At 67.9% G+C, this 24614-nt stretch carries 20 protein-coding genes and 1 tRNA gene; 10 read left to right on the top strand and 11 right to left on the bottom strand.

The window, feature by feature from the left end; genetic code table 11:
* Positions 1-54: 54 nt before the first annotated feature.
* The 4 genes from CE453_RS05075 (at position 55) to tenA (ending at position 3242) form a co-directional block, all read left to right on the top strand.
* A complete protein-coding gene (locus CE453_RS05075; protein WP_248307954.1) occupies positions 55-1269 on the top strand; it encodes a divergent polysaccharide deacetylase family protein in 1215 nt (404 codons plus the stop codon).
* On the top strand, positions 1266-1775 hold the full coding sequence (locus tag CE453_RS05070) for an RNA pyrophosphohydrolase (protein WP_248307953.1): 510 nt from the start codon (positions 1266-1268) through the stop codon (positions 1773-1775). The genes CE453_RS05075 and CE453_RS05070 overlap by 4 nt, the downstream gene beginning before the upstream one ends.
* A gap of 152 nt (positions 1776-1927) precedes the next feature.
* On the top strand, positions 1928-2572 hold the full coding sequence (locus CE453_RS05065; RefSeq protein WP_349236635.1) for a TenA family protein: 645 nt from the start codon (positions 1928-1930) through the stop codon (positions 2570-2572).
* Position 2573: 1 nt separating this feature from the next.
* Positions 2574-3242 carry a thiaminase II gene (tenA, locus tag CE453_RS05060; RefSeq protein ID WP_089173594.1) on the top strand — a complete coding sequence of 223 codons (669 nt, stop codon included), beginning with the start codon at positions 2574-2576 and terminating at the stop codon, positions 3240-3242.
* Between the two features lie 14 nt (positions 3243-3256).
* On the opposite strand, the gene CE453_RS05055 is transcribed toward tenA, so the two are convergent.
* Positions 3257-3850: a hypothetical protein gene (locus CE453_RS05055; RefSeq protein ID WP_089173593.1), complete on the bottom strand. Its 594-nt coding sequence runs from the start codon at positions 3848-3850 to the stop codon at positions 3257-3259.
* A gap of 85 nt (positions 3851-3935) precedes the next feature.
* Positions 3936-4012, bottom strand: a tRNA-Arg gene (locus tag CE453_RS05050).
* A gap of 28 nt (positions 4013-4040) precedes the next feature.
* Between CE453_RS05050 and CE453_RS05045 the strand changes: the two genes are divergently transcribed.
* Positions 4041-4805, top strand: a complete 765-nt coding sequence (locus CE453_RS05045) for a hypothetical protein (protein ID WP_089173592.1) — start codon at positions 4041-4043, stop codon at positions 4803-4805.
* Positions 4806-4862: 57 nt separating this feature from the next.
* Positions 4863-6290 carry a M48 family metalloprotease gene (locus tag CE453_RS05040; protein WP_248307952.1) on the top strand — a complete coding sequence of 476 codons (1428 nt, stop codon included), beginning with the start codon at positions 4863-4865 and terminating at the stop codon, positions 6288-6290.
* 108 nt (positions 6291-6398) lie between these two features.
* Here the strand turns inward: CE453_RS05040 and CE453_RS05035 are convergent, their stop codons facing one another.
* From CE453_RS05035 to CE453_RS05010, 6 genes are all read right to left on the bottom strand, one after another.
* On the bottom strand, positions 6399-6998 hold the full coding sequence (locus tag CE453_RS05035) for a CarD family transcriptional regulator (RefSeq protein WP_089173590.1): 600 nt from the start codon (positions 6996-6998) through the stop codon (positions 6399-6401).
* A 373-nt stretch (positions 6999-7371) separates the two neighbouring features.
* Positions 7372-7707, bottom strand: coding sequence for a ferredoxin FdxA (gene fdxA / locus CE453_RS05030; RefSeq protein ID WP_089173589.1), 336 nt, complete (start codon positions 7705-7707; stop codon positions 7372-7374).
* Positions 7708-7877: 170 nt separating this feature from the next.
* A complete protein-coding gene (locus tag CE453_RS05025; protein WP_089173588.1) occupies positions 7878-8186 on the bottom strand; it encodes an RNA-binding S4 domain-containing protein in 309 nt (102 codons plus the stop codon).
* Positions 8187-8208: 22 nt separating this feature from the next.
* On the bottom strand, positions 8209-11511 hold the full coding sequence (locus CE453_RS05020) for a helicase-related protein (protein WP_248307951.1): 3303 nt from the start codon (positions 11509-11511) through the stop codon (positions 8209-8211).
* A 343-nt stretch (positions 11512-11854) separates the two neighbouring features.
* Positions 11855-12274: a MerR family transcriptional regulator gene (locus CE453_RS05015; RefSeq protein WP_089177711.1), complete on the bottom strand. Its 420-nt coding sequence runs from the start codon at positions 12272-12274 to the stop codon at positions 11855-11857.
* Between the two features lie 93 nt (positions 12275-12367).
* Positions 12368-13342: a KpsF/GutQ family sugar-phosphate isomerase gene (locus CE453_RS05010; RefSeq protein WP_089173587.1), complete on the bottom strand. Its 975-nt coding sequence runs from the start codon at positions 13340-13342 to the stop codon at positions 12368-12370.
* Positions 13343-13515: 173 nt separating this feature from the next.
* Between CE453_RS05010 and CE453_RS05005 the strand changes: the two genes are divergently transcribed.
* On the top strand, positions 13516-15051 hold the full coding sequence (locus CE453_RS05005; RefSeq protein ID WP_157732903.1) for an outer membrane beta-barrel protein: 1536 nt from the start codon (positions 13516-13518) through the stop codon (positions 15049-15051).
* 49 nt (positions 15052-15100) lie between these two features.
* Here CE453_RS05005 and CE453_RS05000 read toward each other — a convergent pair whose 3' ends face one another.
* Positions 15101-16978 carry a M3 family oligoendopeptidase gene (locus tag CE453_RS05000; protein ID WP_472840977.1) on the bottom strand — a complete coding sequence of 626 codons (1878 nt, stop codon included), beginning with the start codon at positions 16976-16978 and terminating at the stop codon, positions 15101-15103.
* A gap of 195 nt (positions 16979-17173) precedes the next feature.
* On the opposite strand from CE453_RS05000, the gene CE453_RS04995 reads away from it, so the two are divergent.
* From CE453_RS04995 to CE453_RS04985, 3 genes are all read left to right on the top strand, one after another.
* Positions 17174-18670, top strand: coding sequence for a sigma-54-dependent transcriptional regulator (locus CE453_RS04995; RefSeq protein WP_089173584.1), 1497 nt, complete (start codon positions 17174-17176; stop codon positions 18668-18670).
* A 106-nt stretch (positions 18671-18776) separates the two neighbouring features.
* A complete protein-coding gene (locus CE453_RS04990; RefSeq protein ID WP_089173583.1) occupies positions 18777-20777 on the top strand; it encodes a L,D-transpeptidase family protein in 2001 nt (666 codons plus the stop codon).
* A gap of 309 nt (positions 20778-21086) precedes the next feature.
* On the top strand, positions 21087-22850 hold the full coding sequence (locus CE453_RS04985; RefSeq protein ID WP_248307950.1) for a peptidoglycan L,D-endopeptidase MepK: 1764 nt from the start codon (positions 21087-21089) through the stop codon (positions 22848-22850).
* 17 nt (positions 22851-22867) lie between these two features.
* On the opposite strand, the gene CE453_RS04980 is transcribed toward CE453_RS04985, so the two are convergent.
* Together CE453_RS04980 and CE453_RS04975 are read right to left on the bottom strand one after the other, a co-directional pair.
* Positions 22868-23476, bottom strand: coding sequence for a glutathione S-transferase (locus CE453_RS04980; protein ID WP_089173582.1), 609 nt, complete (start codon positions 23474-23476; stop codon positions 22868-22870).
* Positions 23477-23555: 79 nt separating this feature from the next.
* The gene (locus CE453_RS04975) at positions 23556-24557 is read right to left on the bottom strand and encodes a LysR family transcriptional regulator (protein ID WP_089177709.1); all 1002 of its coding nucleotides are present in this window, start codon (positions 24555-24557) and stop codon (positions 23556-23558) included.
* Between the last annotated feature and the right edge of the window lie 57 nt (positions 24558-24614).

The following is a 24614-nucleotide window of genomic DNA, read 5'->3' as shown; positions in this document are numbered from 1 at the left end:
GCGCGCGGGCCGCTGATTCGGGCCCGCGTCGCAACCTTCGAGGACGGCTGACCTTTGGCCGGAACGCCGCTCACGGATCTCGACCGACCGCTCGGTCGGGACAAGCCTGCGCCTGCGGACAAGCCGTGGGGCCGCTGGCTCGCGACCGCCACCGCCGGCGGCGTCGGCCTCGTCATCCTCGGTCTCGGACTCATTGCGGCCCTGCATCGTGCTCCCGACGGCGGCGAACCCATGGCCGTGGCTACGATCGAGAAACGCGCTGCCCCGCCCGTCGCCGTCTCCAGCGGCCCTGAGGCGAAGCCGCACGGCCCCGCCAGCGCCGCGCAGCTCGAGAGCGATGCGGGCGTCGTCGTCTATCGGCCGGATTCGGACGCGCCGGGCGCCATCGTCATCACCGTTCCCGACGAGGCCGGCGCGATCAAGCTCGCATCCGCGCCCGACAACCGCCTCGTCGAACGCACCCGTTACGGGCTGCTGCCGAAGACCGGGCCTGACGGCGCCACCCCGGCCCGGATCTACGCCCGCCCCCTCGGTCCTGAGCCCACGACCAAGCCGGCGGGGCGCATCGCCCTGATCGTCGGGGGCCTCGGCATCAGCCAGAGCGGCACCTCCGACGCGATCGCCAAGCTGCCGCCCCAGGTTTCCCTCGCCTTCGCACCCTATGGCACCGAGCTGGAACGCACGGTCCAGCGCGCCCGCGGCGAGGGTCACGAAGTTTTCCTGCAGCTCCCGATGGAGCCCTTCGACTATCCCGACAACGACCCCGGCCCGCACACGCTGCTGACCGGTCCCAAGGGATCCGACAACATCGACCGACTGCATTGGTCGCTCGGCCGCTTCACTGGGTATGTCGGCATCGTCAACTTTCTCGGCGGCCGCCTGACTGCGGATGAAGGCGCGCTGTCACCGATCCTGCGCGATCTCGCCGGCCGCGGGCTGATGGTCGTCGACGATGGCTCCTCCGCCCGCAGCCAGCTCGCGACAGCGGCCAACCGCGCCCAGATTCCGGCACTCAAGGTCGACCGGACCATCGATACGGTGACTCGCCCGGACGCGATCGATAAGGAACTCGCCGGGCTCGAGGCGATGGCGCGCGACCAGGGCATCGTCGTCGCCGCGGCGACCGCCCTGCCGGTCTCGATCGAGCGGATTTCCAAATGGGCGCAGTCGCTGGAAGCCAAGAAGATCGCGATCGTGCCCGTCAGCGCCGCACGCGGCTTCCGCAATCCGAAAACGACCGGATCGCTCTCCACCGGATCCTTGCGATGACCGACACTGCCCCGGAAGGCTATCGCCCCTGCGTGGGGCTTGCCCTGTTCAATGCCGAAGGTCTGGTCTTCGTCGGCCGCCGCGCCGACAAGACCAAGCGCGAGCACGTCGCTCCCGGACACGCCTGGCAGATGCCGCAGGGCGGTATCGACAAGGGCGAAACGCCGCTCGAAGCCGCCCGGCGCGAATTGCAGGAAGAGACCAACATCACTTCCATCGAGCTGTTGGCCGAGGCGCCGGGCTGGCTGACCTACGATCTGCCACGCGACATCGGCCAGGAAGCCTGGAAGGGTCGCTGGCGCGGACAGGCGCAGCGCTGGTTCGCCTTCCGCTTCACCGGCACGGAGGCGGAGATCGACATCCTCACCCCCGCCGGCGGCCACAAGGCCGAGTTCGACGCCTGGCGCTGGGCGCCGCTCGCCGAGACGCCCAAACTGATCATCCCGTTCAAGCAGGGCGTCTACTACGAGGTCGCCCGCCGTTTCGCCCCCTTCGCGAAGGCCTGATCGGCAAAGGCGGGCACAGGCTCGCGCCATGCCGCAACCCTCGAATTGTTCCAATTTCCTAGACAGGGCAAAGGGTTGAGCGTGATCGCCGGCAAGCCTAGATTGCCGCGGATTCGGGCGTGCCTCGGCATCGCGCCCCTTCCGGAGACGAGATGATGAGCGAGCGTTTCACCGAGCTTCTGCGGCAGGCGAGCGAGCCTGTCTGGTCGCAGGCGACAGGCCATCGCTTCGTCCGGGAGCTTCTCGCCGGTACGGTTCCGGACGCCGCGATGGCGCGTTACCTGATTCAGGACCACCGCTTCCTCGATGCCTTCCTGACCCTGCTCGGCGCGGCCGTCGCCACGGCCGACAGCTTTGAGGCCCGCCTGCGCCTCGGCCGCTTCATCGGCATGGTCTCAGGCGAGGAGAACACCTATTTCCTGCGCGCCTTCGAGGCGCTCGGCGTGACGCCGGCCGAGCGCGAGCAGCGCCCGGACACGCAGGCCACCGCCGGCTTCAAGGCGATCATGCGGGAGGCCGCTGCGACCCGTTCCTATGCTGCGACGCTCGCCGTCCTCAACGTAGCGGAATGGCTTTACCTCGACTGGGCGATGAAGGCTGCGGCGCCGCTGCCACGGAGCTTCGTCCACGCCGAATGGATCACCTTGCACGACAATCCGGATTTCCGTGACTTCGTCGCCTTCCTACGCGCCGAACTCGACCGCGTCGGTCCGGCGGAAGAGGCCTTGAGCCGCGATTTCTTCCTGCGCGCCGTCACGCTGGAGCGCGCCTTCTTCGATTCCGCCTATGAGGACTGAGATGGATCTCTTCGCACGGTTGAAGGCGGCTGCCAGCAGCGACTGGCAATCCTACGTCGACCACGATTTCGTCCGCCGCATGGGCACCGGCACCCTGCCGCAGGACGCCTTCCGCTATTACCTCGTGCAGGACTACCTCTTCCTGATCCAGTTCGCCCGCGCCTATGCTCTGGCGATCTACAAGGGTCGCAGCCTCGCAGACATGCGCGCGGCCAAGGCCGGGCTTTCCGCCATTCTCGACCTCGAAATGGACCTGCACGTCCGCCTCTGCGGCCGCTGGGGCCTGCCGCCCCAAGCGATCGAAAGCGCGCCGGAGCATCAGGCGACGGTCGCCTATACCCGTTTCGTCCTGGACTGCGGGATGGCGGGCGACCTGCTCGACCTGCATGTCGCCCTCGCACCGTGCGTTATCGGCTATGCCGAGATCGGCCGCAATCTGGCGCCGAACGGCGTCGATGCGCTGACCGCCCATCCCTATCGCGACTGGATCGGCGAATATGCCGGCGAGGCCTATCAGCAGGTCGCCGCCGATGCCCGTCGCCATCTCGACGACCTCGCCGCCCGCGCGATGACTGAACGCCGCTTCACCGAGCTTACCGCCCTCTTCGCCAAGGCTTCCCGGCTGGAAGCCGCCTTCTGGCAGATGGCACTGGACGAGACCGGGAACTGAAAGCCGCCCCGCTCCTATCCGCCATGCATCGCCGCGAGGATGCGCGCCACCCAGTAGAACTGATAGGCGATGTGACCGAGCGCGATCCCGATCTGCAGCCGGCGATCCGCCCAGATGCTGCCGATCAGGCAGAAGGCGAGCCCGAGCGGCACCTGCAGGAGGTAGTCGCCGCTGAGCCGGTCCCAGTGCTCCGCGCCTTTGATCAACGTATCGACGACGTCGAGTACGAAGGCGATGGCGAGCAGGCCGAAGAACCAGCGCCGCCGCTTGATGAAAAAATCCTCGTAGCCGGCATATTCCGAGATGTTGTCCGGGAACAGCAGCGCCGCGAGCAGATAGAGCACGACCGCGTAGCCGATCAGGAAGAGAAAGACCTCGAAGCTCCAGACCGGCATCCGCGACAGTGCGAATTCCCACCACCAGAACAGCACCAGCTCAAGCAGGATCGAACTGACCCAGAGCATGTGCAGCAGCGAGACGCGATACCGGCCGGGATGCTGGATGAAACTCGCCACGCCCGTAAGGGTGCGCGTGATCCCGAGGCCGACCACCATGCCCATGACGATGCGGACATGGCCGAAAAGCTCTTGAGGCGTTCCGATATCCATGTCCCTGCATAGCTTGCCGGTTGCGCGACGCCTAGCATGGGCCGTCACGTTTCCACGGAGGCTCGCGGGACTGAAACTGGGAGAATGGCGTCCCGGAAGGGATTCGAACCCCTGACCTACGGTTTAGGAAACCGTTGCTCTATCCGGCTGAGCTACCGGGACGCGCGGCACTTCCTGTAGCATAATCGCGATGACGGTGAAGCCTCTTCTTCTCGCCCTGTCGGTTCTGGTCATGCCGTTGCCGGCGGCACGCGCGGCGGAGCCGTGCCGCGACGAGGCGCCAGAGCCGATTGCCGTCCGGCTCTCCGGCTTCGATGCCGCGGGAGATCCGCTTCTGACCGACGGTCGCGTTCTGCGGCTGGTCGGTCTGGCACCCCGGCAGGATGCAGCCGAGGAAGCGCGCTTCCGGGCGGGCCTCACGACCTTCGTGGGCCGCGATCTCCTGATCGCCCCTGCCGGCGAGAAGGACCGCTGGGGGCGCTGGCCCGCCCGTCTCTTCGACGCGGCCGCGCCAGCCGGCGCCGACCAGGATGTCGCAGCGTTGCTGCAGGCGAGCGGAGCCGCCCTGCCCATGCCCGAGGCGACGGCATGCGGCTCCGATGCGCCCGCCGTTCAGGCAAAGTTCACCTTGACCCCGCAACTTTTGCCCACCTCGGCGGTTGACGGCCATGATCTCGCCGCCGTGAAGGGGCAGGAGGGGCGATACGTCATGCTGGAAGGCCGGATCGCATCCGTCGGCGAGCGCTCGCAGCGGACCTATCTGAACTTTTCGCGCCGGCCGGCGGAGGCGGCTTCCATCGTCGTGTCGAGCAAGCTCTGGCGAGAACTGAAGGATGCGGGCTGGACCGCAGCCGGGCTGAGCGGTAAACGCTTGCGCGCCTACGGCGTGCTCGGGGGCCGCAACGGCCTGCTGCTCGAGGTCACCTCACGCGCCGCTCTGGAACTGATCGACTGACGGATGCGGGAAGCCAGGCCTACACGGATCGCGCGACAAGGGAGGCGGCTGGCCGCGTTGGCTCTGCCGGCGCTGCTGCTTGCCGGCTGCCTGGGCGACCAGACGGCGGTGCTGCCGGGCGAGGCCGCCAGGAGCGGCGAGATCGCCCCGCGCATCAGTACCGTGCAGCGTGCCTCCGACCAGGAGCATCAGCGGCTGCTCGCGGCCTTCGGGGGCGAGTATCGTGCGCCCCAGACCCGCGCCGCGCTCGACGACATCGTGCAGCGCCTGGCCAAAGCGAGCGAAGGCCAGATCGGCAGCTACGAGATCACCATCCTGAACTCGCCGGCGGTCAACGCCTTCGCCCTGCCGAACGGCCGGCTCTACGTTACGCGCGGGCTGCTGGCGCTGGCTAACGACACCTCCGAGATCGCCTCCGTCCTCGCCCATGAAATCGGCCACGTCACCGCCCAGCATGCGGTGCAGCGCGCCGAGAAGGAGGCTGAATCGGCCCTGGTCAGCCAGGTTGCGTCCCAGGTGCTGAAGGACCCGACCCAGGGCGCCGCCGTGATGGCCGGCTCGAAGCTCTCGCTCGCCCGCTTCTCGCGCCAGCAGGAGCTCGAGGCCGACCGCATCAGCGTCACCAGCCTGGCGCGGGCCGGTTACGACCCCTATGGCGCCAGCCGCTTCCTGGCGACACTCGGCCGCAACACCGCGTTCCGCAGCAGCGGGCAGCAAAGCGCCGAGGACAAGCGCCTCGACATGCTCGCCACCCACCCGCAGACGCCGGAGCGCATCGCCGCCGTCACAGCCGCTGCCCGCCAGATCGCAGCACCAGGCCTCGGCGAGCACGATGCCGGGCGCTGGCTCGGCGCCATCGACGGCCTCGCCTATGGCGACGACCCGCGCGACGGCGTCGTGCGCGGACGGCGCTATGTGAACACCTCGTTGCGCATCGCCTTCACAGCGCCCGATGGCTTCAGCCTCGAAGCGGCGCAGGACATGGTCATCGGCGTCAGCGCCAATGGTGCGCAGGCTCTGCGCTTCGACTCGGTGAAGCTGAAAGCCGACCAGACGCTCGAATCCTATGTCGCGGCCGGCTGGATCGAGGGCATCGAGACGACCGGCATCGAGAAGGCCGAAATCGGTGGGCAGCCTTCAGTCACCGCCCATGGCAAGGGTTCGGACTGGATCTTCCGGCTGGCGGCCGTGCAGTTCGGCGACCGGGTCTATCGCTTCATCCTGGCCGCGCGCGGCGCCAACGACCCCGAGCGGCAGATGCGCAGCATCGTCGACAGCTTCAGGGTGCTGACGCCGGCCGAGGCGCAGGCGGCCAAGCCCCTGCGCATCCGCATCGTCAGCGCAGCGGCCGGCGACACCGTGACCAGCATGGCCGAGCGGATGCCCGAACAGGACCGGCCGGCCGAACTCTTCCAGCTCCTGAACGGACTGGACCGCGGCGCCGCCCTCGCGCCCGGCCAGCGCTACAAGGTCGTCGGCGAGTAGCCCTGGCCGACAAGACCGTCACCGCCAGCAACTGGCCAGCTTCCAAACCAACAAAAAACCCGGCGGTCGCCCGCCGGGTTCTTGATTCCTCGTGGAAGGAGGGAGGCCTCAGGCCGCCTCTTCCTGCAGATCGTCGTTGTCGCTTTCGAGATCAGCATCGGCATCGGCCGCTTCGGCCTTGCCGGCGCGGCGCGGCGACTTGGCGAGCTGCCCTTCGATCTTCTTGAGCGCCTCGATCTCGGTCTCGTCGTCGACGACGGCAATCTCGCGGACCATGCGGTCGAGAGCCGCCTCATAGAGCTGGCGCTCGGAATAGGACTGCTCGGGCTGGGCCTCGGAGCGGTAGAGATCGCGCACCACCTCGGCGATGGCGACGAGATCGCCCGAATTGATCTTGGCTTCGTATTCCTGCGCGCGGCGCGACCACATGGTGCGCTTGATGCGGGCGCGGCCGGTGAGCGTGGTCAGCGCCTTGGTGACGGCCTCGGCATCGGCGAGCTTGCGCAGCCCGACGCTGGCGGCCTTGGCGGTGGGGACGCGAAGCGTCATCTTGTCCTTGGAGAAAGAGACCACGAACAGTTCGAGTTTGAAGCCCGCGACTTCCTGCTCCTCGATCGCCGTGATCTGTCCGACGCCATGGGACGGATAGACGACGTACTCGCCCGTCTTGAAACCCTGGCGCACAGCAGCTTTCTTCACAGTGGACATGCCGTTACGACTCCTGACCGGCCCGCCGTAGCGGGCGCGCGATGATCCGTCCCCGTCCGGATGGCCGGAGACACTGCCTGACGCGACGCATTGACGCGGCGCTTCACGCTCCCTCAGTCGATTGGTTCATCTCGCCCACGAACGCGAACAACGCCCCCCGACGAAATGGCCGCCGGGTCTCGTGTTGTTCGTCATCTTTGGGGACGCCCCGTTTGTGGGAACCTCGCAGGGGGCATGCGGAACGAATTCGACTGAGCTTGTGTATAGCACAAAAAACACGCCGAATCAAAGGTTGGCGCGGGCAGCCGTCCGCTGCCGCGCGCGGGGCACGGTCGTGGTTAACGCAGGGCTTGGACCTGAATGGCGGCGAAATTCAGTCGCCTTCACCGGGCTCCGGCGACAGCATGGCGAGCTTGCCAGGGACGCCGTCGAACTCCTTCGCGTCGGCCGGCGGCTCCTTCTTCTGCGTGATGTTCGGCCAGCTCGCAGCATATTTGGTGTTGAGCTGCAGCCAGCTTTCCAGCCCCGGCTCGGTGTCGGGCTTGATCGCCTCGGCCGGGCATTCCGGTTCGCAGACGCCGCAGTCGATACACTCGTCGGGATGGATGACGAGCATGTTCTCGCCTTCATAGAAGCAGTCGACCGGGCAAACCTCGACGCAGTCCATGTACTTGCACTTGATGCAGTTCTCGGTGACCACATAGGTCATGGGCCGGCCCTTCCAATGCTTCTAAACGACCTCATAAACCCCCGACGCGCGCAGGTTTCAAGGCCGTTTTCGCCGGGCACGGCAGAAGACTTTGCCCTTCCGGCATCCGATGAGGGAAAATTCTTCGCCGCACGGCCGCATACCGGCTTCGAGGGCGACGACGGCCGGGTTTAGTGCCCCCCCTCATCCTCGGCAAGCGACGGATCGTCGCCCCCCTCGTCCAGCCGCTCATAGAGCAATCGCGCCGTCGCGAAAGGCCCCCGACGCTCGGCGAAAGCCAGGATTCGCACCACGACAGTGGCGTGCGGCAACGCGAGCGTCAGCACGTCGCCGAGCTTCAACCCCTGGGCCGGATTCTCGGCGCGCCGCCCTGCGATGCGGACATGACCGTCCTCCACCAGACGCACGGCCAATGGTCGCGTGCGGGCGAAACGCGCGAACCAGAGCCATTTATCGAGGCGTTGACGATGCTCCTGCAACGGCCCGCGCCTCCTTCAGGCGTCAGTTCTTGCTGCCCTCGAGTTGCGCCTTGAGCGCCGCAAGCTTGGCGAAGGGCGAATCCGGGTCCGGCTCGCGATTGGCCGGGCGCGGACGCTGCGGCTGCTGGAAGCGCTCCGCCCCACCGCGGTCCTCGCGACGCGGTCCGCCCGGGCGGCCATCGCGCTTGAAGTCCGGGCGCTGGTTCCGCCCACCTTCGGGCCGGCCCTGACGGGGCTGATCCTCGCGGCGCGGACGCTCCTGGCGCTGCACAGCAGCCCCCTCCCCGGCCGCAGCAGCCGGGCGGTTGTCGCGGCGCGGACCGCCGGGGCGGCCATCGCGCTGCGGACGGTCCCCGCCACGGCGCTCGCCCTCGCGACGCTCTCCTTCGCGACGGTTGCCGTCATGCCGGCCGCGCTGGCCATGCTCGGGCCGGCGTCCGCCCTGATGGCGATGCGGTCGCCAGACCTCGATGAGCTCCGGCTCCGCGGGAGCGGCTGCAGCATCCGCGGCAACCGCGTCCGCAGCTTCAGTAGCCGCCGCAGCCGGCAGGGCCGACAGGGCATCGGCCGGCACGGGCTCGCGCGCCTGGTCGAGCTCGGCTTCGGTGAGAACCGGAGTATCCGCCGTCTCGACGGCGGGAGCCTCGACGACCGGCGTCTCGCCTTCCGGCAATGCCGCCTCGTTCAAGGCTTCGGCCGGTTCCACGACCGCAGGGGCTTCCGCAGCAGCTTCGACCGCCGCATCTGCCTGAATCGCCTCGTCGGCGGCAGCCTCGCCAGTCGCTTCGGAGGTCGCAGCGTCGGCGCTTGCCGGTTCCGTCTCAACCGGCTTGGCCGGCTCGGTCGCGGCCGGCGGCGGCGCCAGCGGCACGGTGATCGCCGGGCCTGGACGCTTGACGGAAACATAGCCGAGCGAACGCAGGATCGAGGCGAAATCCTCGCCCGCGCAGCCGACGAGCGAGGTCATCGCGCCAGTGGCGACGAAGCCATCCTGATCGGCGGCGCCGGCGGGCGGCGTTCCCTGCGTGACGCCCGGGCGATAGGCGATAGCCGGACGAATCAGGTCGGCCAGACGCTCGAGGATGTCGACACGCACTGCCCGTTCGCCGCAGACGCGATAGCCGGCAGCACGGTAGAGCCCCTTCGGCACGGCCTTGTCGACCGGGAAGGAGGTGCGGCCCGAAGCCGCCAGATGCGCGATGTCGTCGAGCCCGGCCGTCTCCGGCCCACCATGCTTCAGCGCCCAGAGCTGGGCGGCGAGCGCGCGTGGCGCCGGCTTCAGCAGCGCCGGCATATAGATGTGGAAGGCGCCGAAGCGGATGCCGAGCTGGCGCAACGCCGCGCGTCCCTCCTGGTCGAGCGCCTTCATCTCCTCGCCGACCTTGGCGCGCTCCAGCACGCCGAGCGCCTCGGCCGCCTGATAGGCGATGCCACGGGCGATGCCGGTGACGCTCTCGGCCGCTTCCAGGATCTGGATCGCGCCCAGCAGACGGGTAATGTGATTCTTCAGCCAGAGATTGAGCCGGGCCTCGACCTGCTCGCGCGCGGCACCGGTGAGATGCTCTTCCACCAGAAGGCGCAGCCGCGGCTCCAGCACCTTCTCTCCGGCCGTCAGGCGCGCAACCGGCTCGCCGGTCCAGCGCACCAGCCCGTCATGCGAGAGCACGAAGGCATCGTCACCCGCCAGCACGACGCGCGCAGCCCGCGCTTCGATCTCGGAGCCGAGCGCCTTCATTGCCGCCAGGTTGAGGGCCTTGACCTCAGAGCCGCCCGCCTTCGGGTCCGCTGTGAAGCGGAAGCCCTGCAGCATTCCCACATGCTGGCCCTCGACGAGCACGTCGCCCGTCGCGGTGACCTCAGCCTCCAACATCGCATTCTCCCGCAAGCGGCGCATCAACACACTGGTGCGCCGATCGACAAATCGGTGGGTCAGCCGCTCGTGCAGAGCGTCCGACAGCTTGTCCTCTACAAGACGAGCCATGCCCTGCCAATGCTCAGGATCAGGCAACCAGTCAGGTCTGTTGGCGACGTAGGTCCAGGTCCTCACCTGTGCGATCCGGGCGGAGAGCGTGTCGATCTCGCCATCGGTGCGGTCGAGCGAGGCCAGTTGCGCCGCATACCAGTCGGCATCGAGCCGACCGTGGCGCATCAGTCTGAGATAGAGCGTGGTCGCCAGATCGGCATGCTGCATCGGCGAGATCTTGCGGTAGTCGGGCAGGCCGCAGACCTCCCAGAGCCGCTCCACCGCCGGCCGCCCTTTAGCCAGCGCGGCGACGTCCGGATCCCGTGCCAGCACCTCCAGCGTGGTCATGTCCTCGGCGATCAACGCCCGCGTCAATCCCTGTTCGGAAGGCTGCAGGTTCAGCGTATCGAGCAGGCCTGAGATCGAGCGCAGGTCGAGATCGGAATTGCGCCACTGCATCTGGCGGATCGGCTCGAAGCGGTGATTCTCGATCGCCTCGACTAGCTCCGCATCGAAGGGCGGGCAGCGGCCGCTGGTGCCGAAGGTGCCGTCGCGCAGATGCCGCCCGGCCCGCCCGGCGATCTGGCCGAATTCGCCCGGGTTGAGCTTGCGGTAATGGTGCCCGTCGAACTTCTTGTCCGCGGCGAAGGCGATGTGGTTGACGTCGAGATTGAGCCCCATGCCGATGGCATCGGTGGCGACGAGATAGTCGACATCGCCGGACTGGTAGATCTCGACCTGGGCGTTGCGAGTCCGCGGCGAGAGCGCCCCAAGCACCACCGCAGCCCCGCCCTTCTGGCGGCGGATCAATTCGGCGATGGCATAGACCTCCTCGACCGAGAAGGCGACGATGGCCGAGCGCGGCGAGAGCCGGGTGATCTTGCGGTCGCCGGCAAAGGTGAGCTGCGACAGGCGCGGGCGCGTGACGATGTTGACGCCGGGCATGAGCTGTTCGATCAGCGGCTTCATCGTCCCTGCGCCTATCAGCATGGTCTCGGCCCGGCCGCGCCGGTTCAGCAGGCGATCGGTGAAGACGTGGCCGCGGTCGAGATCGGCCGCCAGCTGGATCTCGTCGATGGCGACGAAATCAACCGCGAGATCGCGCGGCATCGCCTCGACCGTGCAGACCCAGAAGCGCGGCCGCTCCGGCTTGATCTTCTCCTCGCCGGTGACGAGGGCGACAGCCTCCGGCCCGACCTTGTCGACGACGCGCTGATAGACCTCACGTGCGAGCAGGCGCAGCGGCAGGCCGATCATGCCCGTCGGATGGGCGACCATGCGTTCGATGGCGAGATGGGTCTTGCCTGTATTGGTGGGGCCGAGCACCGCGGTGACGCCATTGGCGCGAGCGGCGGGAGGCAACGAACGAAAGAGCTGCAAAGCAGAAAGCCGATCATCTCGCCCGTCCGGCCGCCAGGGACTCCGCTGGAGCCTCGGCTGACCGGGCGGGAGCGTGAACAGGAATCAGGAACGGGCGCGGCGAGAACGAGTCTGGAACGAAGCGAGGCCGAATCGCTGACTCAGGCAGAATCGGGGTTTGTTCCCCTCGCCGGACCGGAAGCCCGTCGACACACGCAATACCGGCATCGCCCGCCCTCTTGCCAATCCGAAAACCGCACGGAGCGAAGCCGTCCGGTGCTCCCCTATTTAAGGCTTTTCGACGCGGAAACGAGAGGCCGCCCAGATTTTCTGGCCTTGTCCCGTCTCAATGATGGGCATGGTTGCATTGGCCGTGATCGGCCAGCGCCTCGATGATGGCGCAGTCGCAAGCGGCGACACCGCCCGAACAGGTGGTGGCGATGCGCTCCAGCTCCTTCTCGAGCGACCGCAGCTTGGCGATCTTGTCCCGCACCTCTTCGAGATGAGTGGCAGAGATCGCATGCGCCTCGTCACAGGCCATGCCAGGCGTGTCCGAGAGCTTGAGCAGCGTGCGGATATTGTCGACGGCGAAGCCGAGATCGCGCGCGTGCTTGATGAAGGCGAGCCGCTCGGCATGGCGCCGGCCATAGCGACGCTGGTTGCCTTCGGAACGCTCCGGCGGCGGCAAAAGCCCGACCTGCTCGTAATAGCGGATGGTCTCGATCTTGACGCCGGTCCGCTCCGCCAGCGCGCCAATCGGCATCACGCGTTCCAGTCTCTCCGCCACGGCCATCGCAACCTCCAAAGCTATAGCTTCTGGAGCTTTAGATAGTTGCGGCTGTTCTGGGCGCAAGCCCGGTCAGGCGACGCCCATCGCCAGCAGGTCGTGGACATGGACGAGTCCAACCGGGCGCTCATCCGAATCGGCAACGATCAAGGCCGTGATCCGGCTGCGATTGACCAGTTCGAGCGCCTCGACGGCAAGCGCGTCGGGGCGCACGCGGCGTGGATCGGCGGTCATGATGTCGCGCGCCCTGAGCGCGGCACCGCCCGCCATCGTCGCCTTGCGGCGCAGGTCGCCATCGGTGACAACCCCGGCGAGCCTGCCGTCGATATCCATCACGATCGCGCAACCGAAGCTCTTCTGCGAGATCATCGCGATCACGTCCGGCAGCGCCGTATCGAGCCCGATCAGCGGCAATTCGGCGCCACGATGCATGATGCTCTCGACGGTCTTGAGCTGCGCGCCAAGCTTGCCGCCTGGGTGGTAGACGAAGAAATCCTGCCGCGAGAAGCCGCGCGCTTCCAGCAATGCCACGGCCAGCGCATCGCCGAGCGCGATCTGCATCGTCGTCGAGGTGGTGGGCGCGAGCCCATTCGGGCAAGCCTCCGCCGCCTTGGGCAGCACCAATGCGATATCCGCCTCCTTGCCCAGCGTACTCTCGGCATTGGCGGTGATGGCGATCAGCCCGACGCGAAAGCGGCGCGTATAACCGACGAGCGCGGCAAGTTCCGCCGCCTCGCCCGACCAGGACAATGCGATCACCACATCCTCGGGCTGCACCATGCCGAGGTCGCCATGGCTCGCCTCGGCCGGATGGACGAAATGAGCGGGTGTGCCCGTCGAGGCCAGCGTCGCAGCGAGCTTGCGCCCGACATGGCCGGACTTGCCCATGCCGGAAACGATCACGCGCCCGCTCGCGCCCCGGATCATCGCCACCGCCTCGGCGAAGGGCCGGCCGAGCGCATCGTCGAGTGCGCTGTGGAGCACGTCGAGCCCGGCTCGTTCCGTGGCGATGGTGCGAAGCGCCGAGGCGCGGATATCGTCGGTCATGGCGCGCGCTTTAGCACGGAGCCTCGCGGGATTTCCACCATCGCAACTGTTGTGAGCTACGCGTTGACGGCTCCTTAACCCTGTTCGTTCTAACTCCATTAACCATGCGCCCTTCCGCGGGCGCATGCCCCGTCATTGACGCCCGTTTGCGATCCTGGAGCCCTGCGAAGCCCGTGTCCGGCCGCGCGAAGATCCTGCTGATGTCCGGCTCCGCGCTGGCGGGGCTGGCGCTCGGCTGCCTGCCGGCAAACGCGCAGCAGGCGCCACGCAACGGCCTCAGGACCGGAACGCCGAGCTACATCGCCCAGACACCGGCGGCGCCCGATCCCGCGCTCGCCCCGGCCTCGGCCGATCCGCAGGCGATCCGCGACCCGGCCTCGCTCATCCAGGGCCAGAGCTCCGCCGTCTCGTCGCGCCAGCCGCCGCGCGCCAGCGGGCCGGTGCAGGCGCCAGCGCTGCGCGGCGTCACGCAGCGCCAGTTCCGACCGCCGCCACCGACTGTCGCGACCCTGCCGCCGCCGACCCCGCCCGCGACTCCCCCGCCGCGCCGCCGCTCGGCCGCCGAGGAAGATCCCTGGGCCGCACTCGGCGTCCGGGTCGGCTCGATCACGCTGAAACCGTCCATCACCAGCTCCATCGGCTTCGACACCAATCCGCAGCGCAGCGCGGCGGCCGGCGCCAAGGGCTCGGCCTTCGGCCGCTACGAGGGCGAGCTCGAGGTCCAGTCCGACTGGAACGTGCACGAGCTCACCGGCCGGCTTCGCGGTGGCTACAGCGACTTCTTCCGCAATCCCGAGGCTTCCCGCCCCGATGCCCAGGGCAATCTCGACCTCAGGCTCGATGCGACGCGCGACACCCGCATCCTGCTCGAATCGCGGCTCAATCTCGACACGCAGCGTCCCGGCTCGCCCGATCTCAACGCGAATGTCCGGGGTCGCCCGCAGGTCTGGCAATATGGCGGCTCGGCCGGCGTCACCCATGATTTCAACCGGCTGCAGCTCACCTTGCGCGGCTCGGTCGACCGTAGCGATTACGAAGACGCCAGGCTCAGCAACGGCGCGATCCTGTCCCAGAAGGACAGGAATATGACCGATTACGGCCTGCGCCTGCGCGCGGCCTATGAGATCACGCCCGGCATCCGGCCTTTCGTCCAGGCCGAGATCGACCGGCGCGATTTTGACGAGAAGACCGATGCGAGCGGCTATATGCGCTCATCGGACGGCATCACCGCCAAGCTCGGCTCGACCTTCGAGATCAGCCGGCAGCTCACGGGCGAACTTTCCGGCGGCTACCAGAACCGCCGCTACGAGGATACACGGCTGAAGGATCTGCGCGGCTTCGTCGGCGACGCCTCGATCCTGTGGTCACCGACGCCGCTGACCACGGTGACGCTGCGCGGCACCGCCGAGCTCGGCGACACCACCATCGCCGGCTCGTCCGGAACCACGGTTCGCCGCGCCACGCTCGAGGTCGCGCATGCGCTGCGCCGCAACCTCACCGTCACCGGCTTCACCAATTTCAGCCGCACGGAATATGAGGGCCAGGGCCTGCGCGAGGACTTCATGAATGTCGGCGCACGGCTCGAATACAAGCTGACCCGCACCTTCGCGATCCGCGCGAGCTTCACCCATGAGCGGCTGAATTCGACGGCGCCAGGCTCGGACTACACCGCGAATGTTTCGCAGGTGGGCTTGAGGGTGCAGTTCTGAGGCGATCCAGGCAGGAGCCCTCTCCGTCCAGGAGAGGGCTCCTCGCGCCTCACTCCATCCCTTCCAGCTCGATGATCATCCCCTCGATCATCTTCAGGCCGATCTGCCAGAAGCCGGGATCCTTCGCATCGAGCCCGAACGGCTTCAGCAGCTCCGAATAGGGCTTGCTGCCCCCGGCCGAGAGCAAGGCGAAATAGCGGTCCTGGAAGCCCTCGGCCGCGCTCTGATAGACGCCATAGAGCGAGTTCACCAGGCAATCGCCGAAGGCGTAGGCGTAGACATAGAAGGGCGAGTGGATGAAGTGCGGGATGTAGCACCAGAACGGCTCGTACCCGCTCGACAGCCGGATCGCCGGCCCGAGGCTTTCCGCCTGCACGCCCATCCAGAGATCGCACAGCGCCTCGGCCGTCAGCTCGCCCTGCCGGCGCGCCTCATGCACCTTGCGCTCGAAGGAGTAGAAGGCGATCTGGCGCACGACCGTATTGATCATGTCCTCGACCTTGGCCGCCAGCATCGCCTTACGCTGCTTCGGGTCGGTCGTGCCGTCGAGCAGGCGGCGGAAGGTCAGCATCTCGCCGAAGACGCTCGCCGTCTCGGCCAGCGTCAGCGGCGTCGGCGCCATCAGCGCCCCGTTCGGTGCGGCCAGGACCTGATGCACGCCATGGCCGAGCTCATGCGCCAAGGTCATTACGTCGCGCGGCTTGCCCTGGTAGTTCAGCAGCACATAGGGATGTGCCGACGGCACGGTGGGATGCGCGAAGGCGCCCGGTGCCTTGCCCGGACGCGGCGGCGCGTCGATCCAGCGATCGTCGAAGAAGCGCTTGGCGATCTCCGCCATCTTCGGCGAGAAGGCGCCATAGGCCGAGAGCACGGTGTCGCGCGCCTCGTTCCAGGGAATGGTGCGCTGCGCGACCTCCGGCAACGGCGCATTGCGATCCCAGAAGTCGAGCGCGTCGCGGCCGAACCACTTGGCCTTCAGGCGATAATAGCGATGTGACAGGCGCGGATAGGCCTCGCGCACCGCGGAAACAAGGGCATCCACGACCTCGCGCTCGACCCTGTTCGCCAGATGGCGCGAATCCGCGACATCCTCGAATTTGCGCCAGCGATCCGAGATCTCCTTGTCCTTGGCAAGCGTATTGGTGATCAGCGCGAAGGTACGCAGCTCCTTGCGGAAGACCTTGCTCAGCGCCTCGGCTGCCTTGCGGCGCACCTCGCCATCGGCGTCCTGCAATTTGTTGAGCGTCAGCTCCAGCGTCAGCTCCTCGCCGTCCATATCGAAGCGCAGCGCGGCGATGGTTTCGTCGAACAGGCGGTTCCAGGCGGCCGCGCCCGTCATCGACTTCTCGTGGAAGAGCGCTTCCAGCCGGTCGTCGAGCTGGTGCGGCTTGTCCTTGGAGAGATCGTCGAGCCAGGGCTTCCAATGCGAGAGCGGCGCCTCGGCCGCGACCTTCGCCATGAGCTCGGGCTCGATCCGGTTCAACTCGAGCTCGAAGAACAGCAGTTCGGTGATGGCGGCGTTGAGCTTGTCCTGCGTGTCGCCGTAGAACTTGGCGCGCTGCGGATCGGTGGTATCTCCCGAATAGACCAGCCCGGCATAGGCGCCGATCCGCCCGAGCAGGTCGCTCAGGCTCTCATAGGCCTTCACCGCCTCGGCGAGCCGGGCGCTGCCATCGGGCTGCCCCGCCAATTCCGCGAGCTTGCCGCGATAGCGCCCGGCCAGTGCCTGCGCCTCGGTGAAGGCTCGCTCGAGATCGCCTCGGAAGGCGGCGGATTCGATGCCTGGGTAGAGATCGTCCAGATTCCATTCCGGCAGATCGCCAAGCGCCTTATCGGTGGCCGCACCACCGCTCTGCGCCGCAGCCTGGCCGTGAATCGTCTGGACTCGCATCATCTGGAACAGCATGCTCTCTCCGTCTCGCCGCATCGGGTTTGCTATCACTTAGGCCGGCGGCGGTCCGGGGATCAATCTCGGGCATTCGGTCGCACCGCCCGATGGCCGCCCCCGCGCGACGGGTTTAAACCCCGCTTAACCCTTCTGGCCGACGATGCCCCAGAACGGAACAGGCGATTCCTCTGGAGCCAAGCCTTTCTTTCCTATTGCGCCGTCTTTCGAGGTGTCATGACCGCCACCGTCCTCGTCGTCGATGATGATCCCGTCCAGCGCCGCCTGCTCGACGCGATGCTCAAGCGCTTCGGCTATGGCGTCGCGGTGGTCGAGGACGGCCAGGCGGCCGTCACCTTGTTGACCGGGCCGGAGGGTGACGCGATCGACGCCATCGTGCTCGACCTCAACATGCCGGGGCTCGACGGCATGGGCGTGCTCGCCGCATTGCGCGAGCGCGAGATCGGCAAACCCGTCATCGTGCAGACGGCCAACGGCTCCATCGAGACGGTGGTTGCGGCGATGCGCGCCGGTGCGGTCGATTTCGTAGTCAAGCCCGTCGGTGCCGAGCGCCTCCAGGTCTCGCTTAAGAACGCGCTGAAGCTCGGCGCCCTCGAACACGAGCTGCGCCACATCAAGCGCCGCGCCTCGAACACGCTCGGCTTCCGCGACCTCGCGACCAAGAGCCCCGACATGGGCCGCGTCGTGCGCCTCGCCGAACGCGCGGCGAAATCGAACATCCCGATCCTGATCGAAGGCGAATCCGGCGTCGGCAAGGAGGTTCTGGCCCGCGCGATCCAGGGTTCCAGCGACCGCAAGGGCAAACCCTTCGTCACGGTCAATTGCGGCGCGATCCCGCACAACCTCGTCGAATCCATCCTCTTCGGCCATGAAAAAGGCGCCTTCACCGGCGCGACCGAGCGCCACCTCGGCAAGTTCGTCGAGGCCAATGGCGGCACGCTCTTCCTCGACGAAGTCGGAGAACTGCCGCTCGATGCGCAGGTCAAGCTGCTGCGCGCCATCCAGGAGAGCGAAGTCGATCCTGTCGGCGGCAAGAAATCGGTGCGAGTCGACATCCGCGTCATCTCGGCCACCAACAAGAGCCTGCTCGACCAAGTGAAGCGCGGCGAGTTCCGCGAGGACCTGTATTACCGCCTCAACGTCTTCCCGATCACGCTGCCGCCGCTGCGCCAGCGCCGCGAGGATATCCCCGACCTCGCCCGTGGCTTCCTCGCCCGCTTCGCCGCCGAGGAAGGCAAGAAGCTCGGTGGCATCACCGACGAGGCGATGACGCTGGTCGCGAGCTATGACTGGCCGGGCAATGTCCGCCAACTCGAGAACGCGATGTTCCGCGCCGTGGTCCTGGCGGACGGCCCCGAGCTCGGCATCGCCGAATTCCCGCAGGTCGCGGCGCAGATGGAAGGCTACGACGTCCGCATTCCGGCAGCGCCGGCCCAGCTCGGTCCGGCCGAGGCGCGGGCCGAGGCTCCGCCACGCATCATCCACATGCCGGTGCGCGATCCGAACTCGCTCGAGCTCGTCTCCGGCTCCGACATGCGCAAGCTCGACGAGCTGGAGCGCGAGATCATCACCTTCGCGCTGGCGCATTACCGCGGGCACATGTCCGAGGTCTCGCGCAAGCTCGGCATCGGCCGCTCGACCCTCTACCGAAAGCTCAAGGATTACGGGCTGATCGAGAGCGAGAGCCCCCCTGAGGAAACCGACGCGGCCTGAGCCGCGACCAATCGAAAGCGGCGGCCTGTTGCGCCGCCGCATCTTGTCGAAGCCAACCGAGTCACGCAGGAATGGGCGTGATCCGGCATTTATCGGGAACGCGACTATGCCTCGTCGCCACTGGGCGAACCTGACCTCGGCATCTGCCCTGGCCATCATGCTGAGCTGCGCTCCGGTGCTTGCCGAAGGCCCTCTCGCTACCGATCCGACGACCGGCGTGCCGCTGCCCGAGACGCCGCAGCTCAAGCTGCTTGACAGCGAGAAGCCGGCCCCGACCGGCCAGCCGACAGCGACCGCCGACCCGGCCCCCGAACGCGAGATCGTGACCGGCACCGTCGCAAGCAGCGCTAAGCTTCGCGGCACCGCCGAAATCGACGCCACCGCCCCCATCGAGAAGGAAGAAGAGCCAGTCGCGCTCGACATCCCGCCGGTGGACATGCCGGCGCTGGATCCCGCACTGGTCCCTGCCTCGAAATCCTCGGAACCGGCGCCCACCCCTGCCGAAACGGCCCCCGTCCAGGCTGCTCCGGCCCAGCCGGCCCCGGAAACGGTCGTGCCGGCCTCGGTGACGACGCCCCCGGCCGAGGCCGCGCCCGGCCCGCTGCAGGCGATCGAATCGCTGGTGCCGCCGCCTGAGATGCCGAAGGTGGTGATCACGGTTCCGCCCGGCCTCGAATTCGCTGCCGACATCGCCGCGCAGGCAGGCGAGGCCGTCGCCGTCCGTCGCCTCGGCGAGCGCGAGCGCAACGAGATCATTGCCGCCTATCAGGCCAATGAGAACCGCCCCTTCTGGATCGACGCCAAGGGCTGGACCGCCGCCGGCAAGCACATCGTCGCGCAGCTCGAGCGCGCCGCCGATGACGGGCTGCGCCCCGGCGACTACACCCTTCCCGTCTTCGAGCTGAGCGACAAGGCCAAGCTCGCGGCAGCCGACGTCCGGCTCTCGGCGCTCGCCGTGCTCTATGCCCGCGACGCACGCGGCGGCCGGCTCGATCCGCGCCGGCTTTCCAAGCTGATCACGCCGACGCTCTATCTGCCCTCGGCCACGGAAGTGCTCTCCGAGCTCGCCGGCGCCACCGACGCAGGCAAGGTACTCGCCGCCTACAACCCGCCGCACGAACAATACCGACGCCTCAAGGCCAAGCTCGCCGAATTGCGCGAGCATCTCGACGACACGCCGCTGGTGCGCATCCCGGCCGGGCCGACGCTCAAGCTCGGCATGCGCGACGAGCGCGTGCCGCTGGTGCGGGCCCGCCTCGGCCTCGGCCCCAGCGACGATTCGGTCTTCGACCGCTCGACCTCGCTCGCCCTGGCCGATTTCCAGAAGAAGGCGGGCCTGCCCGCCAACGGTATCCTCAGCGAGCGCACCATTGCCGCGCTCGGGAAGCCGGCGACGGCCCGCGGCGAAGAAGACATCATCGCCCAGATGGAGCGCTGGCGCTGGCTGCCGCCGGACCTCGGCGCCAAGCACATCATGGTCAACGTGCCGGAGATGCGCGTGCGCGTGATCCGCAACGGCCAGGTGATCCATGAAGCCCGTGCGGTCATCGGCAAGCCAGACTCGGCGACCCCCATCTTCTCGCACAAGATGGACCACGTCATCGTCAACCCGTCCTGGTACGTGCCGCCCTCGATCCTGAAGAAGGAATTCCTGCCCGGCCTCGCCGCCGATCCGGACTATGCGGCCAAGCGCGGCTACATCGTCACCCGCACCAAGGGCGGCGGCATCTCGGTGCGCCAGCCGCCGGGGGAGCGCAACGCGCTCGGCTGGATCAAGTTCATGTTCCCGAACGAGCATGCGGTCTACCTGCACGACACGCCGAGCCGCCGGCTCTTCGCGGCCGACAAGCGTGCCTTCAGCCATGGCTGCGTGCGCGTCGAGAACCCCTTCGCGCTGGCGGACCAGGTTCTCGGACCGGACTGGACGAGCGAGCGGCTGAAGAAGCTGATCGGCAAGGGCGAGCGTCGCATCAACCTGCCGCAGCCGCTGCCGATCCATCTTGTCTACAACACCATCGTCGTCGGCGCCGACGGTCACATCACCCGCTTCGACGACGTCTACGGCTTCCACCGCCTCGTGCGGCAGGCGCTGGAACAGCAGGGCTGAAGGCCCTGCTCGACCGTCGGAACCTTGATCCTTCAAGGCCAATTCGGCCGCCGGAACGACGGGTCGAGGTCGCCGAATGCGGAAACGGGCTGTTGAAATAAGGCACCAGCATGGGTTCGGGCACCTTTTTGCCACGATTCCTCCTTAGCCAACGCATTCCAGAGTTTCCTGGCGCGGCGATTTGCGGCTTGCTAACGAGTCGTTAACGCTTCTCCGCAACTGTTCGTTCACGTTAACGCGCCGCTTCGGCGGGGGCACCGAGACGGGTCAGGCAGATTGGGCAGGATAAACGCCACGATTCCGGGTTGGTTGCGTCTCGGCTCGAAGCCAGCCCGCCATCGCGTCGCGACGCTCGGCCTCGCGGTGGCCGCCTTCCTGCTCGGCATCCGCGGCACGCAGAATGCCGTCGCCAATGGCGACACCCGCACCATCACCATCATGCATATGCATACCAAGGAGGAGACGACCGTCACCTTCAAGCAGGATGGTCGCTATGTCTCCTCGGCGCTGGAGAAGCTGAACTGGGCGCTGCGTGACTGGCGCAGCGACGAGCCGATCCGCATGGACCCGCGCCTGTTCGACGTCGTCTGGGAGGTGCAGCGCCAGCTCGGCTCCGAGCAGCCCTTCCACGTCGTTTCCGCCTATCGTTCTCCCAACACCAACGCCATGCTGCGCCGCCGGTCCCGCGCGGTCGCCAAGCACAGCCAGCACATGCTGGGCAAGGCGATGGATTTCTATCTCCCCGACGTGCCGACTGCCCGCATCCGCGAGATCGGCATGCGGCTGCAGCGCGGCGGCGTCGGCTTCTACCCGAACGCCCACACCCCCTTCGTGCATCTCGATGTCGGCTCGGTTCGCTCCTGGCCGCGCATGACCCGCGACCAGCTGGTGCGGCTGTTCCCGGACCAGAAGACCGTGCACATCCCTGCCGACGGCCATCCGCTGGCGGGCTATGAACTCGCCAAGGCCGAGATTTTGTCCGGTGGCGGCGCAGTCGCCGGCTATGCGGTCGCCGATGCCGATGAGGGCGCTGTCCAGGCGACCGGCGGCAAGAGCCTGTGGGCCTCACTCTTCGGCGGCGACGATGAAGAGGTCGATGCCCGGCCGGCCCGCGGCCGCCGCGGTGCTCCGCGCCAGCAGCCAACCGTTATGGCCTATGCCAATTCCGGCTATCTCGACGGCAACGCCAGCGACGGCGGTCGCTTCGCCGTTGCCGTCGCGCCGAACCCGACCGTGCAGGCCATTGCCCGCGAGCGCTCGGAGCGCCTCGCCGCGCAACCGGTCGCTCCGCAGCCGCAGCCGGCTGCCGCACCGCCCCCCGTCGCCGCGGCCGCCGCGCCACCACCGCAGCCGAACCCGGCCGAAAGCCGCCCGCAATTGATTGACGCGCCCTTGCCGCTCGCCCGCCCGCGCGGCCTGAGCCTGCCGGGCGAAGACGGCGCGGTGCAGGTCGCCGCGCTGCCCGGCGCCGCCGGGCCGCTCGCCTTTGCCCAGACCGGAGCCGGCACCGACCAGAGGCTCGTCCTCGCTTCGTTGCCGCCGCGCCGGCCCGACGCGATGGAAGCCCCGGAAAGCCTCGTCGTCGCCGGAACGCCGACGAGCGCGCCACTGCCCCCCATCCGACCGACTGCCCTGGCCGATGCGGCGCTCGCCGCCCTCAGGCCGACCGACGGGACCGGCATCGCCTCCCAGCCGACCGAAGGCACCCTCGTCACGGCGAGCCTGCCGCCGATCCGGCCGCGCGAGGCCGGCGCCAGCTTCACCACCGCGACGCAGCGTTCGATCCCGGTTGCTGCGACGGAACCGGATGAGGTAGCCGAGCCCGTCGGCATGGACCGCAACGGCCTCGAGGCGTTGTTCGCGACGGCCGCCCGGCCAGTGCGCAGCCCGGGCAAGCCGGTCACCGTGGCCACGGCCCGCGCCCGGACGGCCACGCCCTCGGCCGCGCCGATCGCCGGCCCGAGCCCGGCCGCGGCCCTCGGGTTCAGCCACGCCGAGCCCGTCGACGCCAAGCCCGGCGCCTTCACCGGCCCCGCCGTGCGCCCGCTCCCGACGAACTACGTCCAGAACTGAGCGCCTCCCGGCGCGCTCTACTCCTTGTCGATCGGCCAGGCCTTGAAGGCGTCGAGCGCCTCGCAGGCCCGCGCCTGCGCCGCCAGCGACGGCCAACGCTCCTCCGGTGCGAATTCCGGGATCACGAAGCGGCAGAAGCCCCAGGCGATCGCGGCCGCGATGTCGCTCGGCAGCAGTTCCGGCCCGGCCGTCAACGCACCTTCGGCAGCCGCGGCGTCGAGCAGATCGAGCGCCGTGTGGAGCTGGGCGACGATGCGCTCCTGCCAGGGGGCGTAGCGCTGCGCCTCCGGGCGCTTGCGCTCGTATTCGACCGCCACCGCCTTGTCGGCAGCGACGATGCCGATGCCGGTCAGCGACAGATCGCGCTCGCGCGAGACTCGCTCGACCGGCCGGAGTGAACGGCCGGCAAGATCCTCGAAATGCTGGATGATCAGCAGGGATTCGCTGATGACGATGCCGTCGTCAGTGACGAGGCTCGGCGCCTTGATCAGCGGGTTGATCGCCCGGAAGGCATCCATGTGCCTGAACACCGAAACCGAGCGGTGCTCGAAGGCGACGTCCAGCAGCGTCCCTGTGATGGCGGCGCGGCGCACATAGGGGCTGTCGAGCATTCCGACCAGCAGCATCCGATGATCCTCCCGTGAGATGACGAGAGCCTGCCGGATACAGCCAGGAAAGCCACGCGAAATCGCGTGATGTCGCGGATCACGCCGGCTGATGCTCCGGAAGTTCCTCGGCTGCGCTGGTTTCGCCCGGCTTGTCCCAGGGCGCCTCCAGAGAGAGCCCTCGTTCCTGCATCGCGATCTGGCACGGATCCCAATAGGGCGTGCCGCCGAAGCGCTCGACCAGGAGGTCGGTCAGCACGCGGACCTTCCCCGGGACGAAGGCACCGGGCGGGCGCACGACATAGAGGCCACGTGTCGGCATCGGGTAATCCAGCAGCACGTGCTGAAGCTGCTCGGCGCGGATCGCATCCGAGGCCAGGAAATTGGGCAAGACAACCAGACCAAGGCCCGCCACGGCCCATTCGAGCAAGGTCTCTCCGCTGTCCGAACGCAATCGGCCCGGCGGGCGAACCGGGACCCAGCGTTTGCCGCTGCGAAACGTCCATTCCTGCTCGGATGCCCCCGTATGGAGCAGGCAATCATGCTGGACGAGGTCCTGCGGCGTCTCGGGGCGCCCCTTGCGGGCGAAATAGGCGGGGCTGCCGAGGACGGTGGCATGGACCGGGGCGATGCGCCGGGCGATCAGGCTCGAATCCTTCAACGTCCCGATCCGGATCGCCACATCAAAGCGCTCGCCGATCAAATCCACGTACTGGTCGCTGGCATGCACGTCGAGCTCGAGCCGCGGGTAGCGGAGCGCCAGCTCCCGCAGCAGCGGCGCGACATGGCGGTTGCCGAAGGTCAGCGGCATCGCGATCCGCAGACGACCGGCGACGCCGCCCGCCTGCTGCGCAACCGCCTCGCGCGCTTCCTCCAGCTCCGCCAGGATGCGCTCGCTGCGCGCCTTGAACTCGATGCCGGCCTCGGTCGGACTCACTCCACGCGTCGTCCGGCTGAGCAGCCGGGCTCCTAGCTCCTCCTCCAGCTTGCTGACCCGGCGGCTGACGATGGATTTCGACAAGCCGAGGATCTGGGCCGCGCGGCCGAAACCACCCGTCTCGGTCACGGCGATGAAGCTGCGGATATCGTCCAGCTCAGCCATGAAGCGTTCCTTTGGATGCAACAGTCTGGTGCCCATTATGAGGGTTCTGGCTCAATT

Source organism: Bosea sp. AS-1 (assembly GCF_002220095.1).
GTDB lineage: Bacteria > Pseudomonadota > Alphaproteobacteria > Rhizobiales > Beijerinckiaceae > Allobosea.
The sequence above is the reverse complement of the archived record's forward strand: the minus strand, read 5'-3'. Positions and strand labels throughout refer to the sequence as shown.

Bases quoted from the DNA above. Each gene is read 5' to 3' on its own strand.
- CE453_RS05070 (WP_248307953.1), top strand. From the start codon at position 1,266: ATGACCGACACTGCCCCGGAAGGCTATCGCCCCTGCGTGGGGCTTGCC.
- CE453_RS05035 (WP_089173590.1), bottom strand. From the start codon at position 6,998: ATGTCCACTGTGAAGAAAGCTGCTGTGCGCCAGGGTTTCAAGACGGGC.
- CE453_RS05055 (WP_089173593.1), bottom strand. From the start codon at position 3,850: ATGGATATCGGAACGCCTCAAGAGCTTTTCGGCCATGTCCGCATCGTC.
- CE453_RS04980 (WP_089173582.1), bottom strand. From the start codon at position 23,476: ATGCTGCTGGTCGGAATGCTCGACAGCCCCTATGTGCGCCGCGCCGCC.
- CE453_RS05000 (WP_472840977.1), bottom strand. From the start codon at position 16,978: ATGCGGCGAGACGGAGAGAGCATGCTGTTCCAGATGATGCGAGTCCAG.
- CE453_RS04995 (WP_089173584.1), top strand. From the start codon at position 17,174: ATGACCGCCACCGTCCTCGTCGTCGATGATGATCCCGTCCAGCGCCGC.
- CE453_RS05045 (WP_089173592.1), top strand. From the start codon at position 4,041: ATGACGGTGAAGCCTCTTCTTCTCGCCCTGTCGGTTCTGGTCATGCCG.
- CE453_RS05010 (WP_089173587.1), bottom strand. From the start codon at position 13,342: ATGACCGACGATATCCGCGCCTCGGCGCTTCGCACCATCGCCACGGAA.
- tenA (WP_089173594.1), top strand. From the start codon at position 2,574: ATGGATCTCTTCGCACGGTTGAAGGCGGCTGCCAGCAGCGACTGGCAA.
- CE453_RS04990 (WP_089173583.1), top strand. From the start codon at position 18,777: ATGCCTCGTCGCCACTGGGCGAACCTGACCTCGGCATCTGCCCTGGCC.
- CE453_RS04975 (WP_089177709.1), bottom strand. From the start codon at position 24,557: ATGGCTGAGCTGGACGATATCCGCAGCTTCATCGCCGTGACCGAGACG.
- CE453_RS05065 (WP_349236635.1), top strand. From the start codon at position 1,928: ATGATGAGCGAGCGTTTCACCGAGCTTCTGCGGCAGGCGAGCGAGCCT.
- fdxA (WP_089173589.1), bottom strand. From the start codon at position 7,707: ATGACCTATGTGGTCACCGAGAACTGCATCAAGTGCAAGTACATGGAC.